18 protein-coding genes are annotated in these 21113 nt (G+C 60.5%); 8 read left to right on the top strand and 10 right to left on the bottom strand.

Translation table 11 applies throughout. The features are described from left to right. Positions 1-9: 9 nt before the first annotated feature. Positions 10-1410 (bottom strand): dihydrolipoyl dehydrogenase, encoded by a 1401-nt coding sequence (gene lpdA / locus ACF8K2_RS20975; protein WP_392467400.1) that lies wholly within the window; start codon positions 1408-1410, stop codon positions 10-12. Positions 1411-1595: 185 nt separating this feature from the next. Between lpdA and cfaB the strand changes: the two genes are divergently transcribed. After that, positions 1596-2780: a C17 cyclopropane fatty acid synthase CfaB gene (cfaB, locus tag ACF8K2_RS20980; protein WP_312156669.1), complete on the top strand. Its 1185-nt coding sequence runs from the start codon at positions 1596-1598 to the stop codon at positions 2778-2780. A 6-nt stretch (positions 2781-2786) separates the two neighbouring features. Here cfaB and cls read toward each other — a convergent pair whose 3' ends face one another. Then, entirely contained in the window at positions 2787-4226 is a 1440-nt protein-coding gene (gene cls, locus ACF8K2_RS20985) for a cardiolipin synthase (protein WP_186553088.1), read from the bottom strand. Positions 4227-4356: 130 nt separating this feature from the next. On the opposite strand from cls, the gene ACF8K2_RS20990 reads away from it, so the two are divergent. Then, positions 4357-4884: a DUF3617 domain-containing protein gene (locus ACF8K2_RS20990; protein WP_392467403.1), complete on the top strand. Its 528-nt coding sequence runs from the start codon at positions 4357-4359 to the stop codon at positions 4882-4884. A 39-nt stretch (positions 4885-4923) separates the two neighbouring features. On the opposite strand, the gene folE2 is transcribed toward ACF8K2_RS20990, so the two are convergent. Both folE2 and ACF8K2_RS21000 read right to left on the bottom strand, forming a co-directional pair. Continuing rightward, positions 4924-5811 carry a GTP cyclohydrolase FolE2 gene (gene folE2 / locus ACF8K2_RS20995; RefSeq protein WP_392467487.1) on the bottom strand — a complete coding sequence of 296 codons (888 nt, stop codon included), beginning with the start codon at positions 5809-5811 and terminating at the stop codon, positions 4924-4926. 23 nt (positions 5812-5834) lie between these two features. Continuing rightward, positions 5835-6212 carry a glutamine synthetase gene (locus tag ACF8K2_RS21000; RefSeq protein ID WP_186553086.1) on the bottom strand — a complete coding sequence of 126 codons (378 nt, stop codon included), beginning with the start codon at positions 6210-6212 and terminating at the stop codon, positions 5835-5837. A gap of 110 nt (positions 6213-6322) precedes the next feature. Here ACF8K2_RS21000 and zigA point away from each other — a divergent pair, with 110 nt between their 5' ends. The 3 genes from zigA to ACF8K2_RS21015 are packed head-to-tail and all read left to right on the top strand — an operon-like array spanning position 6323 to position 9166. Further along, a complete protein-coding gene (gene zigA, locus ACF8K2_RS21005) occupies positions 6323-7531 on the top strand; it encodes a zinc metallochaperone GTPase ZigA (protein ID WP_392467405.1) in 1209 nt (402 codons plus the stop codon). Next, on the top strand, positions 7528-8157 hold the full coding sequence (locus ACF8K2_RS21010) for a DUF1826 domain-containing protein (protein ID WP_392467407.1): 630 nt from the start codon (positions 7528-7530) through the stop codon (positions 8155-8157). The genes zigA and ACF8K2_RS21010 overlap by 4 nt, the downstream gene beginning before the upstream one ends. Before the next feature lie 40 nt (positions 8158-8197). Next, complete coding sequence (locus ACF8K2_RS21015; protein WP_392467409.1) at positions 8198-9166, top strand: CobW family GTP-binding protein; 969 nt, start codon at positions 8198-8200, stop codon at positions 9164-9166. Here ACF8K2_RS21015 and ACF8K2_RS21020 read toward each other — a convergent pair. After that, a complete protein-coding gene (locus ACF8K2_RS21020) occupies positions 9163-9564 on the bottom strand; it encodes a DUF3301 domain-containing protein (protein WP_392467411.1) in 402 nt (133 codons plus the stop codon). The two genes, ACF8K2_RS21015 and ACF8K2_RS21020, sit on opposite strands and share 4 nt — an antisense overlap. A 119-nt stretch (positions 9565-9683) precedes the next feature. Here ACF8K2_RS21020 and pdxY point away from each other — a divergent pair, with 119 nt between their 5' ends. After that, positions 9684-10556, top strand: coding sequence for a pyridoxal kinase PdxY (gene pdxY, locus ACF8K2_RS21025; protein WP_392467413.1), 873 nt, complete (start codon positions 9684-9686; stop codon positions 10554-10556). Here the strand turns inward: pdxY and ACF8K2_RS21030 are convergent. Beyond that, the gene (locus ACF8K2_RS21030) at positions 10553-11038 is read right to left on the bottom strand and encodes an acyl-CoA thioesterase (RefSeq protein ID WP_186553080.1); all 486 of its coding nucleotides are present in this window, start codon (positions 11036-11038) and stop codon (positions 10553-10555) included. The two genes, pdxY and ACF8K2_RS21030, sit on opposite strands and share 4 nt — an antisense overlap. Before the next feature lie 322 nt (positions 11039-11360). Between ACF8K2_RS21030 and ACF8K2_RS21035 the strand changes: the two genes are divergently transcribed. Beyond that, positions 11361-13121: a cation:proton antiporter gene (locus ACF8K2_RS21035; protein ID WP_186553079.1), complete on the top strand. Its 1761-nt coding sequence runs from the start codon at positions 11361-11363 to the stop codon at positions 13119-13121. Between the two features lie 137 nt (positions 13122-13258). Here ACF8K2_RS21035 and ACF8K2_RS21040 read toward each other — a convergent pair whose 3' ends face one another. The 3 genes from ACF8K2_RS21040 to uvrD all read right to left on the bottom strand — a co-directional run bounded on the left by ACF8K2_RS21040 (position 13259) and on the right by uvrD (position 17066). Further along, the gene (locus ACF8K2_RS21040; RefSeq protein ID WP_312156650.1) at positions 13259-13666 is read right to left on the bottom strand and encodes an SMI1/KNR4 family protein; all 408 of its coding nucleotides are present in this window, start codon (positions 13664-13666) and stop codon (positions 13259-13261) included. A 114-nt stretch (positions 13667-13780) separates the two neighbouring features. Next, positions 13781-14635, bottom strand: coding sequence for a Tim44 domain-containing protein (locus tag ACF8K2_RS21045; protein ID WP_186553077.1), 855 nt, complete (start codon positions 14633-14635; stop codon positions 13781-13783). Between the two features lie 247 nt (positions 14636-14882). Beyond that, positions 14883-17066, bottom strand: coding sequence for a DNA helicase II (gene uvrD / locus ACF8K2_RS21050; protein ID WP_392467417.1), 2184 nt, complete (start codon positions 17064-17066; stop codon positions 14883-14885). Between the two features lie 250 nt (positions 17067-17316). Here uvrD and ACF8K2_RS21055 point away from each other — a divergent pair, with 250 nt between their 5' ends. After that, entirely contained in the window at positions 17317-19632 is a 2316-nt protein-coding gene (locus ACF8K2_RS21055; RefSeq protein WP_392467419.1) for a putative bifunctional diguanylate cyclase/phosphodiesterase, read from the top strand. Between the two features lie 4 nt (positions 19633-19636). Here the strand turns inward: ACF8K2_RS21055 and zwf are convergent, their stop codons facing one another. After that, the gene (gene zwf / locus ACF8K2_RS21060) at positions 19637-21079 is read right to left on the bottom strand and encodes a glucose-6-phosphate dehydrogenase (protein ID WP_392467421.1); all 1443 of its coding nucleotides are present in this window, start codon (positions 21077-21079) and stop codon (positions 19637-19639) included. Between the last annotated feature and the right edge of the window lie 34 nt (positions 21080-21113).

Below are 21113 nucleotides of genomic sequence, written 5' to 3' on the forward strand. Positions count from 1 at the left end.
TGCGCACTATCAGATCTGCATCGCCATCCCATCCACATTCATCGCCGCCTGGCGCAAGGCCTCGGAGCGGGTTGGATGCGGGTGGCAGGTGAGGGCGATATCCTCGGCCGACGCTGAGAACTCCATCGCCACACAGAACTCGCCGATCATTTCACTAACGCTCGGGCCGACCAGATGCACGCCCAAGACCTCATCGGTATTGGCATCGGCCAGCACCTTGGCGAAGCCTTCGGTCTCATGGTTGATCTTCGCCCGGCTGTTGGCAGTGAAGGGGAACTTGCCGACCTTGTAGGCGCGGCCTTCGGCCTTGAGCTGCTCTTCGGTCTTGCCGACGCTGGCCAGTTCCGGACGGGTGTAGATCACCCCAGGGATGAGGTTGTAGTTCACCTCATGAGCCTTGCCGGCGATTCGCTCGATACACGACACCGCTTCATCCTCAGCCTTGTGCGCAAGCATTGGCCCGGAGGTGACATCGCCAATTACCCAGATGCCTGGCACGCTGCTGCGGTGATGTTCGTTGGTGAGCATGCCGCGCTTGTCGGTTTGAATGCCGACGCTTTCCAGGTTGAGGCCCTGGGTGTAGGGACGACGACCGATAGCCACCAGCACGTAGTCAGCCTGCAGGGTTTCAGCGGCGCCACCTGCTGCCGGCTCCAGGCTCAGGCTGACGCCATCAGCTGAAGGGGTGGCCTGGGTCACTTTGCTGCCGAGCTTGAAGCGCATGCCTTGTTTGGCCAACGCCTTCTGCAGGGTCTTGGCGGTCTCTTCGTCGGTGCCGGGGCAGATTCGATCCAGGTACTCGATCACGGTGACTTCACTACCCAATCGGCGCCAAACCGAGCCGAGCTCCAGGCCGATCACACCAGCGCCGATCACTACCAGATGCTTGGGCACCTGTGGCAGCGATAGCGCGCCAGTGGAGTCGATAATGCGCTGGTTGTCGATGGTCACGCCGGGCAGGGGAGTGGGCTCGGAGCCGGTGGCAATGACAATGTCCTTGGCTTGTAGGGTGGTTTCGTTGCCATCCTCAGCTTTGACGATGACTTTGCCCAAGCCATCCAGACGGCCCCAGCCCTTGATCCAGTCGACCTTATTCTTGCGAAACAGGTACTCGATGCCCTTGGTCAGGCCGGTCACGCTTTCGTCTTTCTGCTTCATCATCTGCGCCAGGTTCAAGGTCGGTTTGACCTCGATGCCTAGGTGAGCGAACTCCTCACCACTGGCCGCTTCGTACAGCTCGGAGGCGTGCAGCAATGCCTTGGAGGGCATGCAGCCGACGTTCAGGCAAGTGCCACCGAGGGTACTGCGACCTTCGACGCAGGCCACGCTCAGGCCCAATTGGCCAGCGCGGATGGCTGCGTTGTAGCCACCAGGGCCGCCACCGATGATCACGACATCATAAGATTTCATGGGATTACTCCAGGATGAGGAAGCGCAGAGGGGCACAAGATTAGTCGCAGCGAAGATTGTATACAATCCTTCGGGCGCTACTGGCAGCCAGGAAGTTTTAGACCAAGGTCGGGTTAAACGGAAACTTCGCATGAATGAACTACCCTATTTCGCAGACGTCCGAAATTCAAAGGGAGGGTCATTTCATGCTTGCGCAACTTCCACCTGCGTTGCAGAGCCTGCATTTGCCACTACGCCTGAAGCTCTGGGACGGTAACCAGTTCGATCTGGGGCCAAGCCCGCAAGTGACGATACTGGTCAAGGAGCCTCAGCTGATCAGTCAGTTGACCCATCCGAGCATGGGGCAACTGGGAGCGGCGTTTGTTGAAGGCAAGCTGGAACTGGAAGGCGATATCGGTGAGGCGATAAGGGTCTGCGATGAGCTCAGCGATGCCCTGCTGACTGATGAACAGGATGCCTCGCCAGTACGCAGCGCTCATGACAAAAGTACCGACGCCGAGTCCATCGCCTATCACTATGATGTCTCCAATGCGTTCTATCAGCTCTGGCTGGACCAGGACATGGCCTACTCCTGCGCCTACTTCAAGGAACAGGACAACACCCTCGATCAGGCCCAGCAGGACAAGTTCGACCACTTGTGCCGCAAGCTTCGACTGCAACAGGACGACTACCTGCTCGATGTCGGTTGTGGCTGGGGAGGGCTGGCGCGGTTCGCTGCGCGTGAATATGGCGCCAAGGTCTTTGGCATAACCCTGAGTAAGCAGCAACTCAAGCTGGCGCGCGAGCGGGTCAAACAGGAAGGCCTGGCCAAGCGCGTTGACCTACAGATTCTCGATTATCGTGACCTGCCGCAGGATGGACGTTTCGACAAGGTGGTCAGCGTTGGCATGTTCGAACATGTCGGCCACGCCAATCTCGACCTGTATTGCCAGAGGCTGTTTGGCGCTGTGCGCGAAGGTGGCGTGGTGATGAACCACGGCATCACCGCCAAACACGTCGATGGGCGTCCGGTGGGTCGAGGGGCGGGCGAGTTCATCGACCGCTATGTATTCCCCAACGGTGAGCTGCCACACCTGTCGATGATCACCAGCAGCATTTGCCAGGCCGGTATGGAAGTAGTGGATATCGAAAGCCTGCGCCTGCACTACGCCAAGACCCTGCATCACTGGAGCGAAAACCTCGAGCACCAGTTGCACCGGGCGGCGGCCCTGGTGCCGGAGAAGACCCTGCGCATTTGGCGTCTGTACCTGGCAGGCTGCGCCTATGCCTTCAGCAAGGGCTGGATCAACCTGCACCAGATTCTTGCGGTGAAGCCTTACGCGGATGGTCACCATGACCTGCCCTGGACCCGCGAAGACCTCTACCGCTAATTGACCTCAAAGGATCGGCGAGATCAGCCGCGCTATACGCATCCCCAGTTGTTGCAGGCGATGGGTATCGCGGCTGTCCTCGGCAGTGATCTCCTTGGCTTGGTCAAAGTCGTTGAGCAGCATCGCTTGCACCTGATCGGCGAAGGTCCGGTCTACGGTCAGCAGGGTGATTTCGAAGTTCAAGCGAAACGAACGGTTGTCCAAGTTGGCACTACCGATCGCGCTGACTTCGTCATCCACCAGCACCACCTTCTGGTGCAGGAAGCCCGGCTGATAGCGGAACATACGCACCCCAGCACGCACCGCTTCGAAGGCAAACAGGCTGGAAGCGGCATAGACAATCCGATGGTCAGGCCGAGCGGGGATCAGGATGCGCACATCCACTCCGCGCATGACCGCCAGGCGCAAGGCGGCGAACACGGCTTCGTCGGGGATGAAGTAGGGGGTAGTGATCCACACCCGGTGGGTGGCGGATTGAATGGCCTCGACGAAGAACAGTGAACAGGTTTCCTGCGGGTCGGCCGGACCGCTGGCGAGCAATTGGCACAGCACACCGTTGTCCGGATAGGTGTCGGGAAGGATCAGAGGGGGGAGCTCGCGGGTGGCCCAGTACCAATCTTCGGCGAATGACTCTTGCAGGCACGCCACCACCGGCCCACTGATTTGCACATGGGTATCGCGCCAGGGCGACAGCCGAGGGTGGCCCCCCAGGTATTCGTCGCCGACGTTATGCCCGCCGACAAAACCCTCCAGCCCGTCGACCACGACGATCTTGCGATGGTTGCGGAAGTTGACCTGGAAGCGATTGAACCAGCCACTGCGAGTTGCGAACGCCTTGATCTGTACTCCGCCATCGCGCAATACCTGGCTGTAGCTGGCGGGTAGGGCGTGGCTGCCCACCCGGTCATACAAGACGAAAATCTGCACACCTTCAGCCGCCTTGCGCAACAGCAGCTGTTGCAGCTCACGGCCAATAGCATCGTCGTGGATGATGAAGAACTGCACCAACACCACCCGCCGCGCTTGAGCGATGGCAGCGAAGATGGCATCGAAAGTGGCTTGTCCATCGATCAACAGTTTGACGTCGTTGTTGGCCAGGCACGGCATGCGACCCAACTTGGGCATTGCCCGCAGCGCCGCATAACTGTCGGACTCGCGCGCGGTGAGTGCTTCCTCGACCCATGGCCGCCAGTTGAGGTTGGCCATCGCCACGTGCATTTCCTGGTTGGCCTGGCGCCTGGCCTGGATGTAGGCATTGAAGGAGCGGGCGCCGAAAACCAGATAGGGGATCAAGGTCAGGTAGGGAATGAAGAACAGCGGCATCGCCCAGGCGATTGCACCTTGGGCAGTGCGCACGGTGAATACTGCATGGAGCGCGGCAATGATGCCGAGCAAATGGATGAGGCCGAGCACGTAACCGAAGAAGTAGGGGCTGTGGTAATCCATACGCATCCTGCTTGCCGAAATCACTTCAGCTAACAGACCACGTTAATGGGCTGGCTTGCAACCCAATCACGAAAATGACGTCTAAGCTCTGTCCGGCCAGATTGCCGGTAATGCTAAGGAGCATCCATCGATGAAGATTCGTCTGCCACTTTTCGCCTTGGTCGTGGGCCTGGCCAGCCCGCTGGTCAATGCGCAGATGTTGCAACCCGGCCTGTGGGAGCTGACCACCAGCAATATGCAGGTCGACGGCAAGCCGTTGCCCGACATGGGCTTCATGCTCGGTCAGTTGAAGAACCTACCGCTCGAGCAGCGCGCCATGATGGAAGGTGTGTTGGCAAAACAGGGGATTACCGTGGCAGGTAATGGTGTGCGTTCGTGCCTGACGCCGGAGCAGGTCAAGACTGATGACATCCCGTTGCAGGATCCGCAGTCGGGCTGTACGCAAAAGATCACCGACCGCAGCGGCAATGTCTGGAAGTTTCAGTTTAGCTGCCCAAAGGCGCAGGGTACCGGGGAGGCGACTTTTCTTAGCGATCGGGAGTTCACCACCAAGGTCAACGGCACGTTCAATGCTTCGGGTGTTCAACAGCAGGGCAGCATGAATACGCGAGCGGTGTGGTTGGGCAACGACTGTGGAACAGTCAAACCACGTTCTTGAAGTTAAGTCATTTGGGGTCGCAGCGCGGCCCCTCGGCAATTACCACTGCCACTCGCTGACCGCCACAGCGTCATGGGCATGCAGGCTTTCGGCATGTTCCACGCGCACGTTAAATCCGCTCGACCATTCCACTTCCCGCAGCGCGAGGTGGACCCGCCTGGCGGCGTCCTCGCAGAACATGAGATTTTGTCCGTTGGCCAATGCGAAGGCCTGTTCATCGGCGCGCTTGACCGCAGTTTGTACTGCCGTGCCCAAGGCGCCTTCTACTCGATCGATCAGGCCTGTAATCGGCAACGTTTGCATAGCATCACGCAGGCGCACTTTTACTTGTGCATCGCTGCGCTGGCTGTGAGGCGTGGCTACGATTCCCTGACTGCTACCCAACCATTGCAAAAGCGCCTCGCGATTCAAGTCAGCATGGCTGAAGTCAGCTAGAAACTGCTGCTGAATAAGCTGCCGAGCCAGCGCCCCCGAGCAAGGGCAAGTGGATGAATAGGGAATTTGCACAAATAGTTCCACGTGGAACATCTCATTTTTGATGCTGGCATCAACCGTCACCGGGTAGCTTTTCCAACCGGAGAGTGGGCTGACCAGCGCTGGCCTTTTCAGCAGATGCTCGAAGGTGAGGCTCAGGTAAGCGGCAGAAGAAAGCCCTGCATGGCTGTCGAGAAAGGTCGCCAGCAAGTGCCGTAATACCTGCGGGCTCAGTTCGCTATGCTCCAGGCTCTCCAAAGCCAGATACAGCCGCGACATATGAATACCCCGCGACTTGCCGTCATCCAGGTTAACCCCTGCACTGGCACGAGCACTTAGCGTTCGCCCTTCAAACTGTACGGGCAAGGCGATGCCCTGCATGCCGACCCAATCCAAAGGCTGGGTGCGTTGAGTGGTTTGCGTTGCCACATCGGGGAGTTTCAAGCTGGTCATCAGGGTACCCATCAAAAATATCGTCAGCGGCATCCGCCAATCAGGCTGCAGTGCAAGTTGAAGCGTTGTCCGCTGGAGCTGGACACTCGGTTCAAGGTGGTCCAACCAACTCGACGGCTGTAGCCGAACCAAGCCTCTCCATCGCTCGCCAGACCGGTATAGAAGGTCGTCGGGCCGTAACCGGTGTTGGTTTGCGCCCACAGTCTTTTGCTCGCCGCTTCGAAGCCGCGCAGATACAGAGAGCTACCTTCGCTGCGCACACTGTAGTAATTGCCGTTGCCATCCTTGCAGGCGAGCAGCGTGGCGCTTCGCGTACATAGCGCCAGATTGGTTTGCGGCAGCGCCAGCAGGTGTGCCGGCGTCACAATCAGCAATAGCGCCAAGGCACAGGGCAGTTTCATAGGCTTCTCCACGGATGCCATTGGGCAGCACGGCTTGGCGAAATTGTATTGTTATATTATAACATTGTGCAATGCATCGTTTCGAATGCGTCCGCCTGAAGAGGTCCACCATGTCCAACCGTCTCCCTGTCACCGTGTTGTCCGGCTTTCTAGGCGCGGGCAAAAGTACCTTGCTCAATCACATCCTGCGCAACCGTGATGGCTTGCGCGTCGCTGTGATCGTCAACGACATGAGCGAAATCAACATCGACGCCAGTGAGGTGCAGCGCAACGTGAGCCTCAACCGCGCTGAAGAAAAACTGGTCGAGATGAGCAATGGCTGCATCTGCTGCACCTTGCGCGAAGACCTGCTTGAGGAAGTGGCGCGGCTCGCCGAGGAAGGGCGTTTCGATTACCTGCTGATCGAGTCGACTGGTATTTCCGAACCCCTGCCGGTGGCCGAGACGTTCACGTTCCGAGATGAACAAGGCCGTAGCCTGTCCGATATGGCGCGCTTGGATACCATGGTCACCGTGGTCGACGGTTTGAATTTTTTGCGCGATTACCAAGCGGCCGAGAGCTTGGCCAGCCGCGGCGAAACCTTGGGCGAAGAGGATGAGCGTTCGATCAGCGACTTGCTGATCGAGCAGATCGAGTTCGCCGACGTGCTGCTGCTGAGCAAGATCGACCTGATCAGCCGGGACCTGCGTGAAGAGCTCACGGCGATCCTGCGTAGCCTCAATGCCCGGGCGCAGATCGTGCCGATGGTGATGGGCCAAGTGCCGCTGACGCGAATTCTCGATACCGGCTTGTTCGACTTCGATCAGGCGGCGCAGGCGCCGGGTTGGCTGCAAGAGCTGCGTGGCGAGCACGTGCCCGAGACCGAGGAGTATGGCATCGCTGCCAGCAGCTGGCAGGCGCGTCGTCCGCTACACCCGCAGCGTTTCTTCGACTTTATCCACAAGCCGTGGAGCAATGGCCGCTTGCTGCGCTCCAAGGGCTTCTTCTGGCTGGCCAGCAAGTACCAGGAAGCCGGCAGCTGGTCCCAGGCAGGCGGCATGATGCGCCATGGTTTGGCCGGGCGCTGGTGGCGCTTCGTGCCGCGCGAGCAATGGCCACAGGATGAAGACAATACTGCGGCGATTCTCAAGCAGTGGACAGCAGAGGTAGGCGATTGCCGGCAGGAGCTGGTATTCATTGGTCAGAACATCGACTTTGCCAGGTTATCCACAGAGCTGGACGCCTGCTTGTTGACTGATGAAGAGATGGAGACGGGTCCAATGGCTTGGCTACGTTTACCCGATCCGTTCGGTGCTTGGCATGACGAGATGGCGGCATGAGTACCACTCGCACTGTGGATATCTCCCAGGTGTTCGGCCAATCGCCGCAGGTGTTGGCTGAAATACTGCAGGATGGCGTTAACCTCGCGGCTTGGCAGCGACGCTTGCCAGCGCAGGTCGAAGACTTTTCCACAGTGCTGCTCAGCCTTGACCCGCTATTGGCAGATGAACGGGTGATCGATGTGGATGAACGTCACCCGCCGCAGTTACCAGGCCTGCTGCCGGGAGCGGCTGATCTGCATGGCTATGAGAGCTTCGTCGCCGACGTGGCCTGGCTGGTGGCCGCTTACACCTGCCTGCTGGGCGCGCGCCGGATTGGCCTGCGCTTGCGGGTGCTGGAGGGCGCCATGTGTCCGCGCTTCCATGTGGATAAAGTCCCTTTGCGACTGTTGACTACCTATACCGGTGCCGGCAGCGAGTGGCTCAAGGAAGAGGCAATAGACCGTGGACATCTTCACAACGCTCAGCCGGCTGTGGATAACATTCAGCGCTTGCAGGCCGGTGAAGTTGCAATACTCAAGGGCGAGAAGTGGCTGGGCAATGAAGGGGCAGGGCTGGTGCACCGCTCACCGATGACCGCACCCGGCGAGCGCCGCCTGCTGCTTAGCCTTGACTGGTTGGCATGACGGGGCATAGTGAAGGTTGATTCCGTCTCGATGCCCAACCATGTTGCAGAACATTCCTACCCACGTTATCGCTGGCCCACTGGGCGCTGGCAAGACCAGCCTGATCCGGCAGCTGCTCGCTCAACGTCCGGCCACCGAGCGTTGGGCGGTACTGGTCAATGAATTCGGCCAGATCGGCCTCGATGCTGCCCTGCTCAGCCGCGACGAGGATGGCGTGGCGATTGGCGAAGTGGCGGGAGGATGCCTGTGTTGCGTCAACGGCATGCCGTTTCAGGTCGGCTTGGCTCGCTTGCTGCGCAAAGCCCGTCCTGATCGCTTGTTCATAGAGCCGTCTGGTTTGGGTCATCCACTCCAGCTGCTCAAGCAGCTGGGGCAGGCACCGTGGACGGGAGTGCTCAATGTGCAGCCCATGATCATGGTGCTCGATGCCCTTGCGCTGGCTCGAGGAGAGCCATTACCGGAGACGCAAAAGCTGGCGTTGTCGGCAGCTAACTTGTTGATATTTAACAAATCTGAAGCTGTGGATGAACAGCGGAGGTTGTTGATAACTCAACAGCTGCCTGGCCTTCCCAGTTACTGGACCGAGCACGGCGAGTTTCCCCTGGCGCAGCTGCCAATGTTTTCCACATGCGATATAGCCAATTCTGCGGAGATTGAGCTGCCTGTGGAAAACACATCTGCGCCGCTTGCAGCCCTGTGGACAGATCCATCCCAGCCGATTTGCCTGGCGCAACAAGGTGAAGGGGGTTGGAGTATCGGCTGGCGCTGGCATCCCAGCCAGCGGTTCGATGTGTCGCGATTACAGGCGTTTCTCCGCGCTTGGCCCTGGCGTAGGGCCAAGGGAGTTATCCACAGCGCAGAGGGCTGGCAATCCTTCAATGGCCTGCAGGCCAGTGCCGTGGCTTGGCACTCAAGCGAATGGCGCAAGGATTCACGCATCGAGCTGATCTTCGCTCAGCCGCAGCCCACGCCAGCCCTGCAGAGCGCCCTGGCCGCCTGCCGCCTTTAGCGCTGATCGTTGCGCCAGCGATTGTGCTCCTGGCGCCACTGCTGCATCTCGATGACGTTATCGCTGCGTGGCGGGGTCTTGATCTCGAACGGGTAGGGCGCCAGCTCGATCTGCATGGTGTGTGCACCGAACTGGGTGACAGTGCCCGGGTGACGCTGTTCGCCGGTGACGGTGAATTCGAAGTTGTAGATCCGCGCCAGGCGCTTGCGGCCGTTGGCGTCACGCACGAACGCAATGCGCTTGAGCGCGACGGCGTCGTCCAAAAGCTCCAGATCGAGTTTGGCGCAATGCTGCTTGACCCGTGCCAGGGCCTTCTCGCGCAGGCCATGGTTGTGCCACAGCCAGGCGCCGACCGTGGCGAGCAGCATCAGGACGAAGAGGTTCTCCAGGGTCAACATTTGCGTAGGCTCCAAACAAGTAGATCCAGCTTAACTGCGTCCCTGGTCTGTCGTACAGGTGGCAATCGAGTTCATACTGCGCGACGCTCTCATCCTGAATCGTCTTTGGAAAACTCCGCATGAAACGTACACCGCATCTGCTCGCTATCCAGTCCCATGTGGTCTTTGGCCACGCCGGAAACAGCGCCGCGGTGTTTCCCATGCAGCGGATCGGGGTCAACGTCTGGCCACTCAATACCGTGCAATTCTCCAATCACACTCAGTATGGCCAGTGGGCGGGAGAAGTGCTTGCTTCAGCGCAAATTCCTGCGTTGGTAGAAGGCATTTGCAACATTGGCGAGCTGGGCCACTGCGATGCGGTGTTGTCCGGCTACCTGGGCAGTGCCGAGCAAGGACGGGCTATTCTCGCTGGCGTCGAGCGGATCAAGGCGGTCAACCCCAAGGCGCTGTACCTGTGCGATCCGGTCATGGGCCATGCCGAGAAGGGCTGCATCGTCCCCGAGGAAGTCAGTGAGTTCCTGCTCGAACAAGCGGCTTCAAAGGCCGATATCCTCTGCCCCAATCAGCTTGAGCTGGACAGCTTCAGTGGGCGTCGGGCGCAATCGTTGGAAGATTGTGTGGCGATGGCGCGCGGCCTGCTCGAGCGTGGGCCGCAAGTGGTCCTGGTCAAGCACCTGAGCTACCCGGGCCGCGCTGAAGACGCCTTTGAAATGCTGTTGGTGACCCGCGAGGAAAGCTGGCACCTGCGTCGGCCGCTGCTGTGCTTCCCGCGTCAACCGGTAGGCGTCGGCGACCTCACCTCTGGGCTGTTCCTGGCCCGGGTGCTGTTGGGTGACAGCTGGGTACAGGCGTTCGAGTTCACCGCTGCCGCCGTGCACGAGGTTCTGCTCGAAACTCAGGCCAGCGCCAGCTACGAATTGCAGCTGGTACGGGCCCAGGATCGTATTGCCCATCCGCGCGTGCGCTTCGAAGCACAGCGCCTGACGGTTTAAATGGCGTCGGTCTTCAGGTCCTGGTAGCGCTTTTCTAGTTCCTGACGGATCTGCCGGCGCTGCTTGCCTTGCAGGAAGCGGCGTTTCTCTTCGCTGCTCTGCGGTAGGCGCGCAGGCACCGGGACCGGACGGCGATTGTCATCGACTGCAACCATGGTGAAGAAGCAGCTGTTGGAGTGGCGCACCGAGCGCTCGCGAATGTTCTCGGTCACCACTTTGATGCCCACCTCCATCGAGGTGTTGCCGGTGTAGTTGACCGAGGCCAGGAAGGTGACCAGCTCGCCGACGTGGACCGGCTCGCGGAATACCACTTGATCGACCGACAGGGTCACCACGTAAGTGCCGGCATAGCGGCTGGCGCACGCATAGGCCACCTCATCGAGGTACTTGAGCAAGGTGCCGCCGTGTACGTTGCCGGAGAAGTTGGCCATGTCCGGAGTCATCAGGACGGTCATAGTCAGCTGGGCGTTTCCAGGTTCCATAGTGTGCTCACGGTGAGGTTGCGCTGAAACGGGGCGGGCATCTTCGGACACTTCTTCGTCCCCTGTTGAAATTTCCCATCCTGGTACGGGACGTCGGCAGACGCTCCATCGTCACGCGGTTCGCGCCATTAGCTGAGGCGAAGCGGCCGACATGTTTCTGCATATTGCACCAACGTTTTGCGCAGAAGCGCGATGTTAACCTGAGCAAGCCCATGCAACATGGGCTTTCCTGCATTAAACACAGTATGTATCTGCTGCTCGCTGAGGATGACCTCGGCAGAGGAGCGGTCTGCCCGGGCAACGTGAAAAGGAGTACCACGCCATGCATGCCATCAGCTTTATTCAGGACCTGGCAGTGATCATGCTGGTGGCGGGGGTGGTCACCATCCTGTTCCATCGCTTCAAGCAACCCGTGGTGCTTGGCTATATCGTTGCCGGCTTCATCATTGGCCCGCACACCCCACCGTTTGGCCTGATTCACGACGAAGACACGATCAAGACCCTGGCCGAGCTGGGGGTAATCTTCCTGATGTTCTGCCTGGGCCTGGAATTCAGCCTACGCAAGTTATTCAAGGTCGGCGCGACGGCATTTATCGCGGCGTTCCTGGAAATCGTCCTGATGATCTGGATCGGTTTCGAAATCGGTCGCTGGTTCGGCTGGAGCACCATGGATTCGCTGTTCCTCGGCGCGATCCTGGCGATTTCCTCGACCACCATCATCGTCAAGGCGCTCAACGACCTGAAGATGAAGAACGAGCGCTTCGCCCAGCTGATCTTCGGCGTGCTCATCGTTGAAGACATCTTGGGCATTGGCATCATTGCCCTGTTGTCGGGTATCGCAGTCAGCGGTTCGGTCAGCTCCGGCGAAGTGTTCTCCACCGTCGGCAAGCTGTCGCTGTTCATGATCGTCGCGCTGGTCATTGGTATCTTGCTGGTGCCACGGCTGTTGGCCTATGTGGCCAAGTTCGAAAGCAACGAAATGCTGCTGATTACCGTGCTGGGCTTGTGTTTCGGCTTCTGCCTGCTGGTGGTCAAGCTTGAGTACAGCATGGTGCTGGGCGCCTTCCTGATCGGTGCGATCATGGCCGAGTCGCGCCAACTGCTGAAGATCGAGCGGCTGATCGAGCCGGTTCGCGACCTGTTCAGTGCGATTTTCTTCGTTGCCATCGGCCTGATGATCGACCCTCAGGTCCTGATCGATTACGCCTGGCCAATCGTGGTGATCACCCTGGCGGTGGTGCTGGGCAAGATGCTCTCTTGCGGCATGGGTGCTTTTATCGCCGGTAATGACGGTCGCACTTCACTTCGGGTGGGCATGGGCCTTTCGCAGATCGGCGAGTTCTCTTTCATCATTGCCGCGCTGGGCATGACGTTGCAGGTCACCAGCGACTTCCTCTATCCGGTCGCCGTGGCCGTCTCGGCGATCACCACGCTGCTCACGCCTTACTTGATTCGTGCGGCCGATCCGCTGTCGATCAAGCTTGGCAAAATTGTCCCGAGCCGCCTTTCGCGGGTACTGTCGCTGTATGGCGAATGGTTGCGCAGTATTCAGCCGCAAGGCGAGGGGGCAATGCTGGCGGCGATGATCCGGCGCATCTTGCTGCAGGTCGGGGTCAATCTGGCGCTGGTGATCGCGATCTTCTTCAGTGGCGGTTACTTCGCCGAACGGCTCGGTAGTTGGTTGAGCGAGTGGGTGGGCGACATTGGCCAGCAGAAGGCGCTGATCTGGGGCGCGGCACTGCTGTTGTCGTTGCCATTCCTGATTGCCGCCTATCGCAAGCTCAAGGCGCTATCGATGCTGTTGGCGGAGATGGGCGTGAAGCCTGAGATGGCCGGGCGGCATACCCAGCGTGTGCGTCGGGTGATCGCCGAGGTAATCCCGCTGCTGTCGCTGCTGGTGATCTTCCTGCTGCTGTCGGCGTTGTCGGCGAGCATTTTGCCGACCAATGAGTTGCTGCTGGTGATAGTGGTGGTAGCGGCAGTGGTCGTGGCGCTGCTGTGGCGCTGGTTGATTCGGGTGCATACGCGCATGCAGATCGCGTTGCTGGAGACCCTGGAAAACAACCGTGATCACTCGCACTGACAGAGAAATGCTCTCTGCGCGAGATTTCATCGAAGTCCGAGGGGATGACACGGTAGCGAGTCGCCAGGCGCAGAAAGCCTGGCGATTTTACGGCCATTAATGGCTAAGAGCCATTAGTTTGTGCGGATAACTCTCGTTCAGCTTTCCAGCCAGACGTCACGCGCCCAATGCCAGACCGATTCCCAGCTCTCTTCGGTGACGATCTCTTCTTCGCCGGACCACAGCACCACGGTGCCGTCCTCTTCGACGCAGTAGTAGTCGTCGCCATCCTGGCAGATCGGGATCAATTCCCGTGGGACGCCAGCGTCCCAGGCATTGGCCGCCACTTCCGGCAGGTAGGTGTGCGACTGCGGATCGGTCGCGGTCACGGGCTCAAGGCTGCCATAGACCACGTCGCTGACGGTCAGCAGGTATTCCTTGAACACGAACGGAATGTTGATGAACAGCTGCTCCTCGACCTCAACCAGCTGATCTTCATCAGGAAGCTCCAGGGGTACCGGTACCGGCTCATTGGCTTCACGCAGTTGTTCGATCACTTCTTCCACGGTTCACATCCTCTACCTTGATGACAACGCTGCGCGTTATACCCTAGTAGCCCGCTGAGGCAAAAGCAAAAACCCCGGGCAAGCCCGGGGTTTTTTTGTTGCAACGTGTCAGGATCAGCCGTTCTGGCGGATACCGGCGAGCAGCCAAGGCTGGTTTTCGCCCTGAGCGCGCTCCATGTGCCAGCTTTCGCTGAAGGCTTCGCCCTGGTCGAAGCGCGAGGTCTTCGACTGACCACGGAAGGTCAGGGTGGCGATGGTCTTGTCGGCGCGATCATCGACGCCTTCCAGCTGCACATCGAGGTTATCGATGTAGGTGGACTGGAAGCCATCACCCAGGTCAGCACGCTCGCGCTTGAGGAACTCGAGCAGTTGCGGGGTGACGAACTCGGCGATCTTGTCCATCTCGTTGGCATCCCAGTGCTGCTGCAGCGACTGGAAGTGGTTGCGCGCGGCGGCCAGGAAGCTTTGCTCGTTGAACCAGGCCGGGGCGTTGATCACCGGCGCGGCGGCGGCAGGTGCGGCGGCGCCACCGAAGATCGACGGTTGAGCCGGTTGCTGGGTGTGTGCTTCGCGCTGGAACGGCGCGTGGCCGGCAGGCGCAGCGTGAGCCTGTTGCTGGCGACGGCGGGCTGCGATGAAGCGGAACACCAGGAAGGCGATCAGGCCCATGATCAGGAAGTCCATGATCTGCATGCCCTGGAAGCCGTCACCCATGAACATGGAGGCCAGCAGGCCACCGGCGGCCAGGCCGGCAAGTGGGCCCAGCCAGCGCGAAGCACCGCTGGCGGCGGCCGGCGCGCGACCTGGAGCGGTCGGTGCGGCAGCAGGCGTGGTTGGCGTAGCCTGGCGAGTCTGGTGGATAGGCGCGGAGCCCGAGCTCTTGCCGCCGCCGAAGCGTTTGGCGTTGGCGTCCAGGCTCAGCGTCAGGCCGACGCACAGCGCCAGGGCGATGCTAAGAAAACGTTGCATAAGTGGGATATCCCCTGATTGTGGATTGCACGCGCGTCATGGTGCACACGATGGAGCAGACATGGCTAGCGCCATAATGTTTCCAGCTTTTGCCTGAATGGTTCTACGGAAAGAGGAAAACAAGTTGTAGGGCTTTTGCTTCGTGGTTGTAAGAGAAATCGTGCCATGTCAGTTCTGGCCTCATCGCGGGCAAGCCCGCTCCTACAGGGAAAGGGAAAATCCGTCCTGCGATGAGGCCAGTACGGCTTCAGATTGCCTCGAGCTTGGCATACCCCAGCATCAACCACTTGCTGCCCTCGGCGAAGTTCACCTGCACTCGCGCCTGCGCGCCGGAGCCTTCGAAGTTGAGGATTACACCCTCGCCAAACACCGAGTGCTGCACGCGCTGGCCGAGGGAGAAGGCTGTCTGCGGAATGCTGGCATTGGCGAAGATGCTGCTCGATTGTGTCTGCGCACCGCCGAACGGGCGGCTCACCGAGTTGGACAGGCGTACTTCCTGTACCAGCCCCGGCGGGATCTCTCGGACGAAGCGCGACACCTTGTTGTAGGTCTCGCTGCCATACAGGCGCCGGGTTTCGGCGTAGGTCATGTACAGCTGGCGCATGGCGCGGGTGATCCCCACATAGGCCAGGCGGCGCTCTTCGGCCAGACGACCGGGCTCCTCCAGGCTCATCTTGTGCGGGAACAGCCCTTCTTCCATGCCCACCAGGAACACGTAGGGGAATTCCAGGCCCTTGGCGCTGTGCAAGGTCATCAGCTGGATGCTGTCTTCGTGCTCGTCCGCCTGCGATTCACCGGCTTCCAGCGAAGCGTGGCCAAGAAACGCCGACAGCGGGGACAGCTCGGCGTCTTCTTCGCTGCTTTCGAAGTTACGCGCGGCGCTGACCAGTTCCTCAAGGTTTTCTACCCGCGCCTGGCCTTTTTCACCTTTCTCTTCCTGGTGATAGATGATCAGCCCGGACTGCTCGATAACGGTTTGAGTCATCAGGTGCAGTGGCATCTCAGCAGCTTTGGCGGCGAGGTTCTCGATCAGTTCGATGAACGCGCCCAGGGCGCTGGCAGCGCGACCCTTGAGAGCTTTGGCGGCGAGTAGCTGGCACATCGCCTCCCACATCGACAGTTGACTGTGGCGGGCGTGGTCGCGGATAGCCTCGACGGTTTTCTCGCCAATGCCACGCGGCGGCACGTTGATCACCCGTTCCAACGCTGCATCGTTACCACGGCCTTCGAGTAGGCGCAGGTAGGCCATCGCGTTCTTGATCTCGGCGCGCTCGAAGAAGCGCTGGCCGCCATAGATACGATACGGAATACGCTCGCGCAGCAACGCCTCTTCGAGCACCCGCGATTGGGCGTTGGAGCGATAGAGGATGGCAATGTCGCTCCGTGCGCTGCCTTGCTTGATCACGCTTTCGATCGACTCGACCACGTAGCGCGCTTCATCGTGTTCGTTGTAGGCGGCGTAAAGCGTCAGCGGCTCGCCTTCACCGACGTCGGTCCACAGCTCCTTGCCCAGGCGATCGCTGTTGTTGGCGATCAGGGCGTTGGCGGCCTTGAGGATGCCGCCGGTGGAGCGGTAGTTCTGCTCCAGGCGGATCATCTCGGCGTCGGGGAAGTCGTCGGTGTACTGATGGATGTTCTCGATCTTGGCGCCGCGCCAGCCATAGATCGACTGGTCGTCATCGCCCACCACCATCAGGCTGTCGCCGCCTTTGGCCAGCAGGCGCAACCAGGCGTACTGGACGGCGTTGGTATCCTGGAACTCGTCTACCAGCAGGTGGCGGAAGCGCCGCTGGTAGTGCTCGAGCAGACCTGGGTTGTCGCGCCACAAGTCCAGCGCGCGCAGCAGCAGCTCGGAGAAGTCGATGACCCCGGCGCGCTCACAGGCCTGCTCGTAGGCCACATAGATGCTGCGCATGGTGCCCAGGAACAGGTCGCCACCCGGCTGAATATGCTGCGGGCGCAGGCCTTCATCCTTCTGCCCGTTGATGAACCACTGCGCTTGGCGGACTGGCCAGCGTTGTTCGTCCAGGCCCAGTTCACGGATCACCCGTTTGACCAGCCGTTGCTGATCATCGCTGTCGAGGATCTGGAAGTTCTGCGCCAGCCGCGCTTCCTGCCAGTGCGCCCGCAGCAGGCGGTGCGCCAGGCCGTGGAAGGTGCCCACCCACATGCCGGCGGGGTTGATCCCCATCAGCTGCTCGATCCGCTGGCGCATTTCGGCGGCGGCCTTGTTGGTGAAGGTCACCGACAGGATCGAGTGCGGTGAGGCCTGTTCGACCTGGATCAGCCAGGCGATACGGTGCACCAGCACGCGGGTTTTTCCGGAACCGGCGCCGGCAAGCACCAGTTGACGCCCCACCGAGGCTGCTACGGCCTGGCGTTGGGCATCGTTGAGAGAGTTCAGCAGGAGGGAGAGGTCATCTGTGCGCATCCGGCCATTCTAGGGCGGCGTCGGGGAACGGGCAAACCTCTACTGTATAAATATTCACCTGGCAGACTGGCCATTCATCGGGCTGACCGATGCGTCAGTGTGCCTGGCATGACTTAGAGCAGTTTGGCCGCAAGCAGCGTTTGTGTATTCTCCCAGCACGTTTGCGGTCATCCCCAACAAGAACACAACAAGAACCAGCCCTATGACCCAGGATTGCACGACGATCGGCGCATCGTCGCAGACCAGGAGCGTGCGACGGCAATTTGCCACCCAGCTCTCCATCGAGCGCACCCGCCTGCTCTACCAAGGCTCGCTGCTGCCAACACTGTTCATGCTGCTCAACGGTTTGCTCTGCGCCTGGCTGTTGTGGAGCCCTGGGCGCTATCTGCTGGTTGCCGTATGGCTGGTCTGGCTGTTGGCGCTGGTGGCCCTGCGGGTGATCCAGGTCGCCGCGTTCGACAGGGCCTCGGCTGAGCGCCAAGCCAGCCCTAACTGGTGGCGCATGTTCCTGGCAGGCTCTGCCTTCAGTGGCCTGACCCTGGCCTGCGCCGCAATCGCTTGGGTGCCTGTGGACAATTTCGCCGAACAGGCGTGGATCTTCGGTTTGCTGGGGATGGCGGCGTTGTCGGCCAGCGTCGCCTATGCCGTCAGCCTGCCGGCGTTTCTCAGTTTTGCCTTGCCCTGTCTGCTGCCGCCGATTGCCTACTTGTTCTATTTCGAGGCCGGTCACCAGCGTGGCTGGGGCTGGCTTGGCCTGATCTTGCTGGCAGCGCTGATGGTGGTGGCCTGGCAGGTCAACCGGTTGATCGACCGCAGCCTGGTGCGACGTTTCCAGAACCAGGCGCTGAGCGAGGACCTGCAGCGCATCTATGCGCAAAAAGCCCTCGAAGAGCAGCAGCGCCTCGCCTCGACGGTGTTCGAGGCGTGCAATGAAGGCATCGTTATCCTCAACGCCGAATTCTCACTGCTAGCGGTCAACCAGGCGTTTTGCCAGATGACCGGCTACGCGCGTGCCGAACTGCTGGCGCGTGACCTGCTCGAGCTGCCTTGTAGCAGCGATGTGCGTCGTCACAACCTGGCCATCGATCAAGCCCTGCGCCAACACGGCCACTGGCAGGGCGAACTGGTGGAGGCCCGCAAGAACGGTGAGCTGTACCCACAATGGTTGCAGCTCACTGGGGTGCGCGATGCCCACGGCAATCTGAGCAATGTGGTCGGCTTCTTCACCGATCTGTCGGCGCGGCGAGCAGCGGAAGAGCGTCTGCGTTACTTGGCCCACTATGACGAATTGAGCGGTCTGGCCAACCGCGCGCTATTTCGCCTGCGTTTGCATGAGGCCTGCCAACGGGTGCGGGTCAATGGCCGTAGCCTGGCGTTGCTGCACATCGACCTGGATCGCTTCAAGCTGCTCAACGAAAGCCTCGGTCATGAACTGGCCGACCAACTGATCAAGAAAATCGCCCAGCGCATCGCCAATGCCGTGCCGGAGGCCGATACCGTGGCGCGGCTGTCTGGTGACGAATTCGCCGTATTGTTCGATGGCTACAGCAACCTTTCCAGCCTGGTGCGGGTGACTACCCGCCTGTTGGACAAACTGCGTGTACCGCAGCGCCTGGATGGCCACGAGGTGGTCATCAGCGCCTCGGTAGGCATCAGTGTGCTGGCCGATGCCAGCTTCGATGGCAATACCCTGATCAGCCAGGCCGACATGGCCAAGCAGCATGCCAAGCATCTGGGCGGGGATAACTTCCAGTTCTATACCGAAAGCCTGCGCGCCAGTACAGTCGAGCGCCTGCAGTTGGAGAACCAACTGCGCAAGGCCATCGATGAAGGCCAACTGCTGGTCTATTACCAGCCCAAGTTATGCCTGCGCACTGGCCGCCTGCACGCGGCCGAAGCCCTGGTGCGCTGGCAGCATCCACAGTGGGGCATGGTCCCGCCAGGCGAATTCATTGGTCTAGCCGAGGAGACCGGCTTGATCGCACCCATGGGCGAATTCGTCCTGCGCCAAGCCTGCTGGCAAGCCTGTGAGTGGTTGCGCGAAGGGTTGCAGATTCGTGTGTCGGTGAACCTGTCGGTCTATCAGCTGCGTCAAGGCAAGCTAGTCAGCCTGGTGCGCCGGGTGCTGGAGGAAACCGGGCTGGCGCCCCATCTGCTGGAGTTGGAACTGACCGAGAGCCAATTGCTCGACAGCGTCGAGCACATCATCGCCACCTTCGAGCAACTGCATGAGCTGGGGGTGAAGTTGGCCATCGATGATTTCGGCACCGGCTACTCGTCACTGAGCTACCTCAAGCGCTTCCCGGTGGACTACGTGAAGATCGACCAGGCGTTCATCCGCGGGCTGCACGAGGGCAGTCAGGATGCCGCCATCACCCGCGCGATCATCGTCATGGCCCAGAGCCTGGGGTTGGGCGTGGTGGCCGAAGGGGTGGAAACCCAGGAGCAACTGAACTTCCTACGCGAGCAAGGCTGCGACGAAGCGCAGGGCTATCTGATCAGTCGGCCTATCGACGCCTGTGCGTTCAAGGCCTTGCTGACCCGCTCGCCGGTGATTGTGGAGTAATGGCTCAGCTGTGCCAGGTTCTACCCTGGCGAGTGAGCAGGGTATTGGCTTGCTCAGGACCATTGCTGCCCGCGTGATAGGGGCGCGGTGCCTGGAAGTGTTCTTCCCAACCCTTGAGCATCGGGTCGATCCAGGCCCAAGCCGCCTCGACCTCGTCGCGGCGCATGAACAAGGTCGAGTCGCCGTCGAGCACATCCAGCAGCAGCCGCTCGTAGGCTTCCCAACGGCGGGTCTGGCCGAATACCTGGGCCAGGTTCAGGTCAAGTTCTACCGGTTCCAGGCGCATGCCCTTGCCTGGGCTTTTGGTCATCATGCGCAGGCTGATGCGCTCGTCGGGTTGTAGTTGGATCAGCAGTTGGTTGACCTGGCCGCCGCTGAACAGCTCATGCGGCACCGGTTTGAACTGGATGACGATCTGCGAGGTGCGGCGTGCCATGCGTTTGCCGGTGCGCAGGTAGAACGGCACGCCGGCCCAGCGCCAGTTGTCGATCTGCGCCTGGACGGCAACGAAGGTCTCGGTGTCGCTGTCATTGTCGACGTCTTTTTCGAAGTAGTAGGCCGGCACTTCCTGGCCACCGATCCGCCCGGCACTGTATTGGCCGCGTACGGTCTTGTCCTGCACATCCTGGCCGGTGATCGGCTTGAGCGCTCGCAAAATCTTCACCTTCTCGTCGCGCACCGCTTCGGCGTCGAACTGAGCCGGGGGCTCCATCGCCACCAGGCACAGCAACTGCAGCAGGTGGTTTTGCAGCATGTCGCGGGTGGCGCCAGCGCGGTCGTAGTAGCCGCCGCGATTCTCCACCCCCAGGGTTTCACAGACGCTGATCTGCACGTGATCGACCTGGCCATTGCGCCACACCGGCTCCAGCAGGGCATTGGCAAAGCGCAGCGCCATCAGGTTCTGTACGGTTTCCTTGCCCAGGTAGTGGTCGATACGAAACACCTGCGATTCATCGAACACCGCGCCGATCGCTTCGTTGATCGCGGTGGCCGACTCCAGCGAATGGCCGATGGGCTTTTCCAGCACGATACGGGCTTCGTGATCGGCCAGCCCGGCGATGCGCAGGTGGTTGGCAATGGGTACGAACAGGTTGGGCGCGGTCGCCAGGTAGTAGATCCGCGCCAGTCCTCCCGGCTCGCCGAGATAGCGCGCCAGACGGCCGAAGTCGGCGCTTTGCGAGGCGTCCATGGGGAAGTAGTCGAGCCTGGCGCTGAAGCGCCACCAGACGTCTTCTTCGAAATCGTGGCGGGCGATCTGTGCCCGGCAATGGCGCTCGGCGAGTTTCAGGTAGTCGTCACGGCTCAGGTTGCGCCGGGCCAGGGAGATGATCCGCACCGCATTGTGCAGACGTGCCTCGCGATACAGGTGGTAGAGCGCCGGCAGCAATTTGTGCAGGGCCAGGTCGCCCGTGCCGCCGAAGACCAGAATGTCGCAAGGAATAGTCAAGCCACCACTCTCCACGTTCGTTTAACTGGGCGGG

Origin of the sequence: Pseudomonas sp. xss_2 (assembly GCF_043104195.1) — a bacterium.
GTDB lineage: Bacteria > Pseudomonadota > Gammaproteobacteria > Pseudomonadales > Pseudomonadaceae > Aquipseudomonas > Aquipseudomonas urmiensis.

Excerpts from the sequence above, each read along its gene's own strand:
- lpdA (WP_392467400.1), bottom strand. The coding sequence starts at position 1,410 with ATGAAATCTTATGATGTCGTGATCATCGGTGGCGGCCCTGGTGGCTAC.
- cfaB (WP_312156669.1), top strand. The coding sequence starts at position 1,596 with ATGCTTGCGCAACTTCCACCTGCGTTGCAGAGCCTGCATTTGCCACTA.
- cls (WP_186553088.1), bottom strand. The coding sequence starts at position 4,226 with ATGGATTACCACAGCCCCTACTTCTTCGGTTACGTGCTCGGCCTCATC.
- ACF8K2_RS20990 (WP_392467403.1), top strand. The coding sequence starts at position 4,357 with ATGAAGATTCGTCTGCCACTTTTCGCCTTGGTCGTGGGCCTGGCCAGC.
- folE2 (WP_392467487.1), bottom strand. The coding sequence starts at position 5,811 with ATGACCAGCTTGAAACTCCCCGATGTGGCAACGCAAACCACTCAACGC.
- ACF8K2_RS21000 (WP_186553086.1), bottom strand. The coding sequence starts at position 6,212 with ATGAAACTGCCCTGTGCCTTGGCGCTATTGCTGATTGTGACGCCGGCA.
- zigA (WP_392467405.1), top strand. The coding sequence starts at position 6,323 with ATGTCCAACCGTCTCCCTGTCACCGTGTTGTCCGGCTTTCTAGGCGCG.
- ACF8K2_RS21010 (WP_392467407.1), top strand. The coding sequence starts at position 7,528 with ATGAGTACCACTCGCACTGTGGATATCTCCCAGGTGTTCGGCCAATCG.
- ACF8K2_RS21015 (WP_392467409.1), top strand. The coding sequence starts at position 8,198 with ATGTTGCAGAACATTCCTACCCACGTTATCGCTGGCCCACTGGGCGCT.
- ACF8K2_RS21020 (WP_392467411.1), bottom strand. The coding sequence starts at position 9,564 with ATGTTGACCCTGGAGAACCTCTTCGTCCTGATGCTGCTCGCCACGGTC.
- pdxY (WP_392467413.1), top strand. The coding sequence starts at position 9,684 with ATGAAACGTACACCGCATCTGCTCGCTATCCAGTCCCATGTGGTCTTT.
- ACF8K2_RS21030 (WP_186553080.1), bottom strand. The coding sequence starts at position 11,038 with ATGGAACCTGGAAACGCCCAGCTGACTATGACCGTCCTGATGACTCCG.
- ACF8K2_RS21035 (WP_186553079.1), top strand. The coding sequence starts at position 11,361 with ATGCATGCCATCAGCTTTATTCAGGACCTGGCAGTGATCATGCTGGTG.
- ACF8K2_RS21045 (WP_186553077.1), bottom strand. The coding sequence starts at position 14,635 with ATGCAACGTTTTCTTAGCATCGCCCTGGCGCTGTGCGTCGGCCTGACG.
- uvrD (WP_392467417.1), bottom strand. The coding sequence starts at position 17,066 with ATGCGCACAGATGACCTCTCCCTCCTGCTGAACTCTCTCAACGATGCC.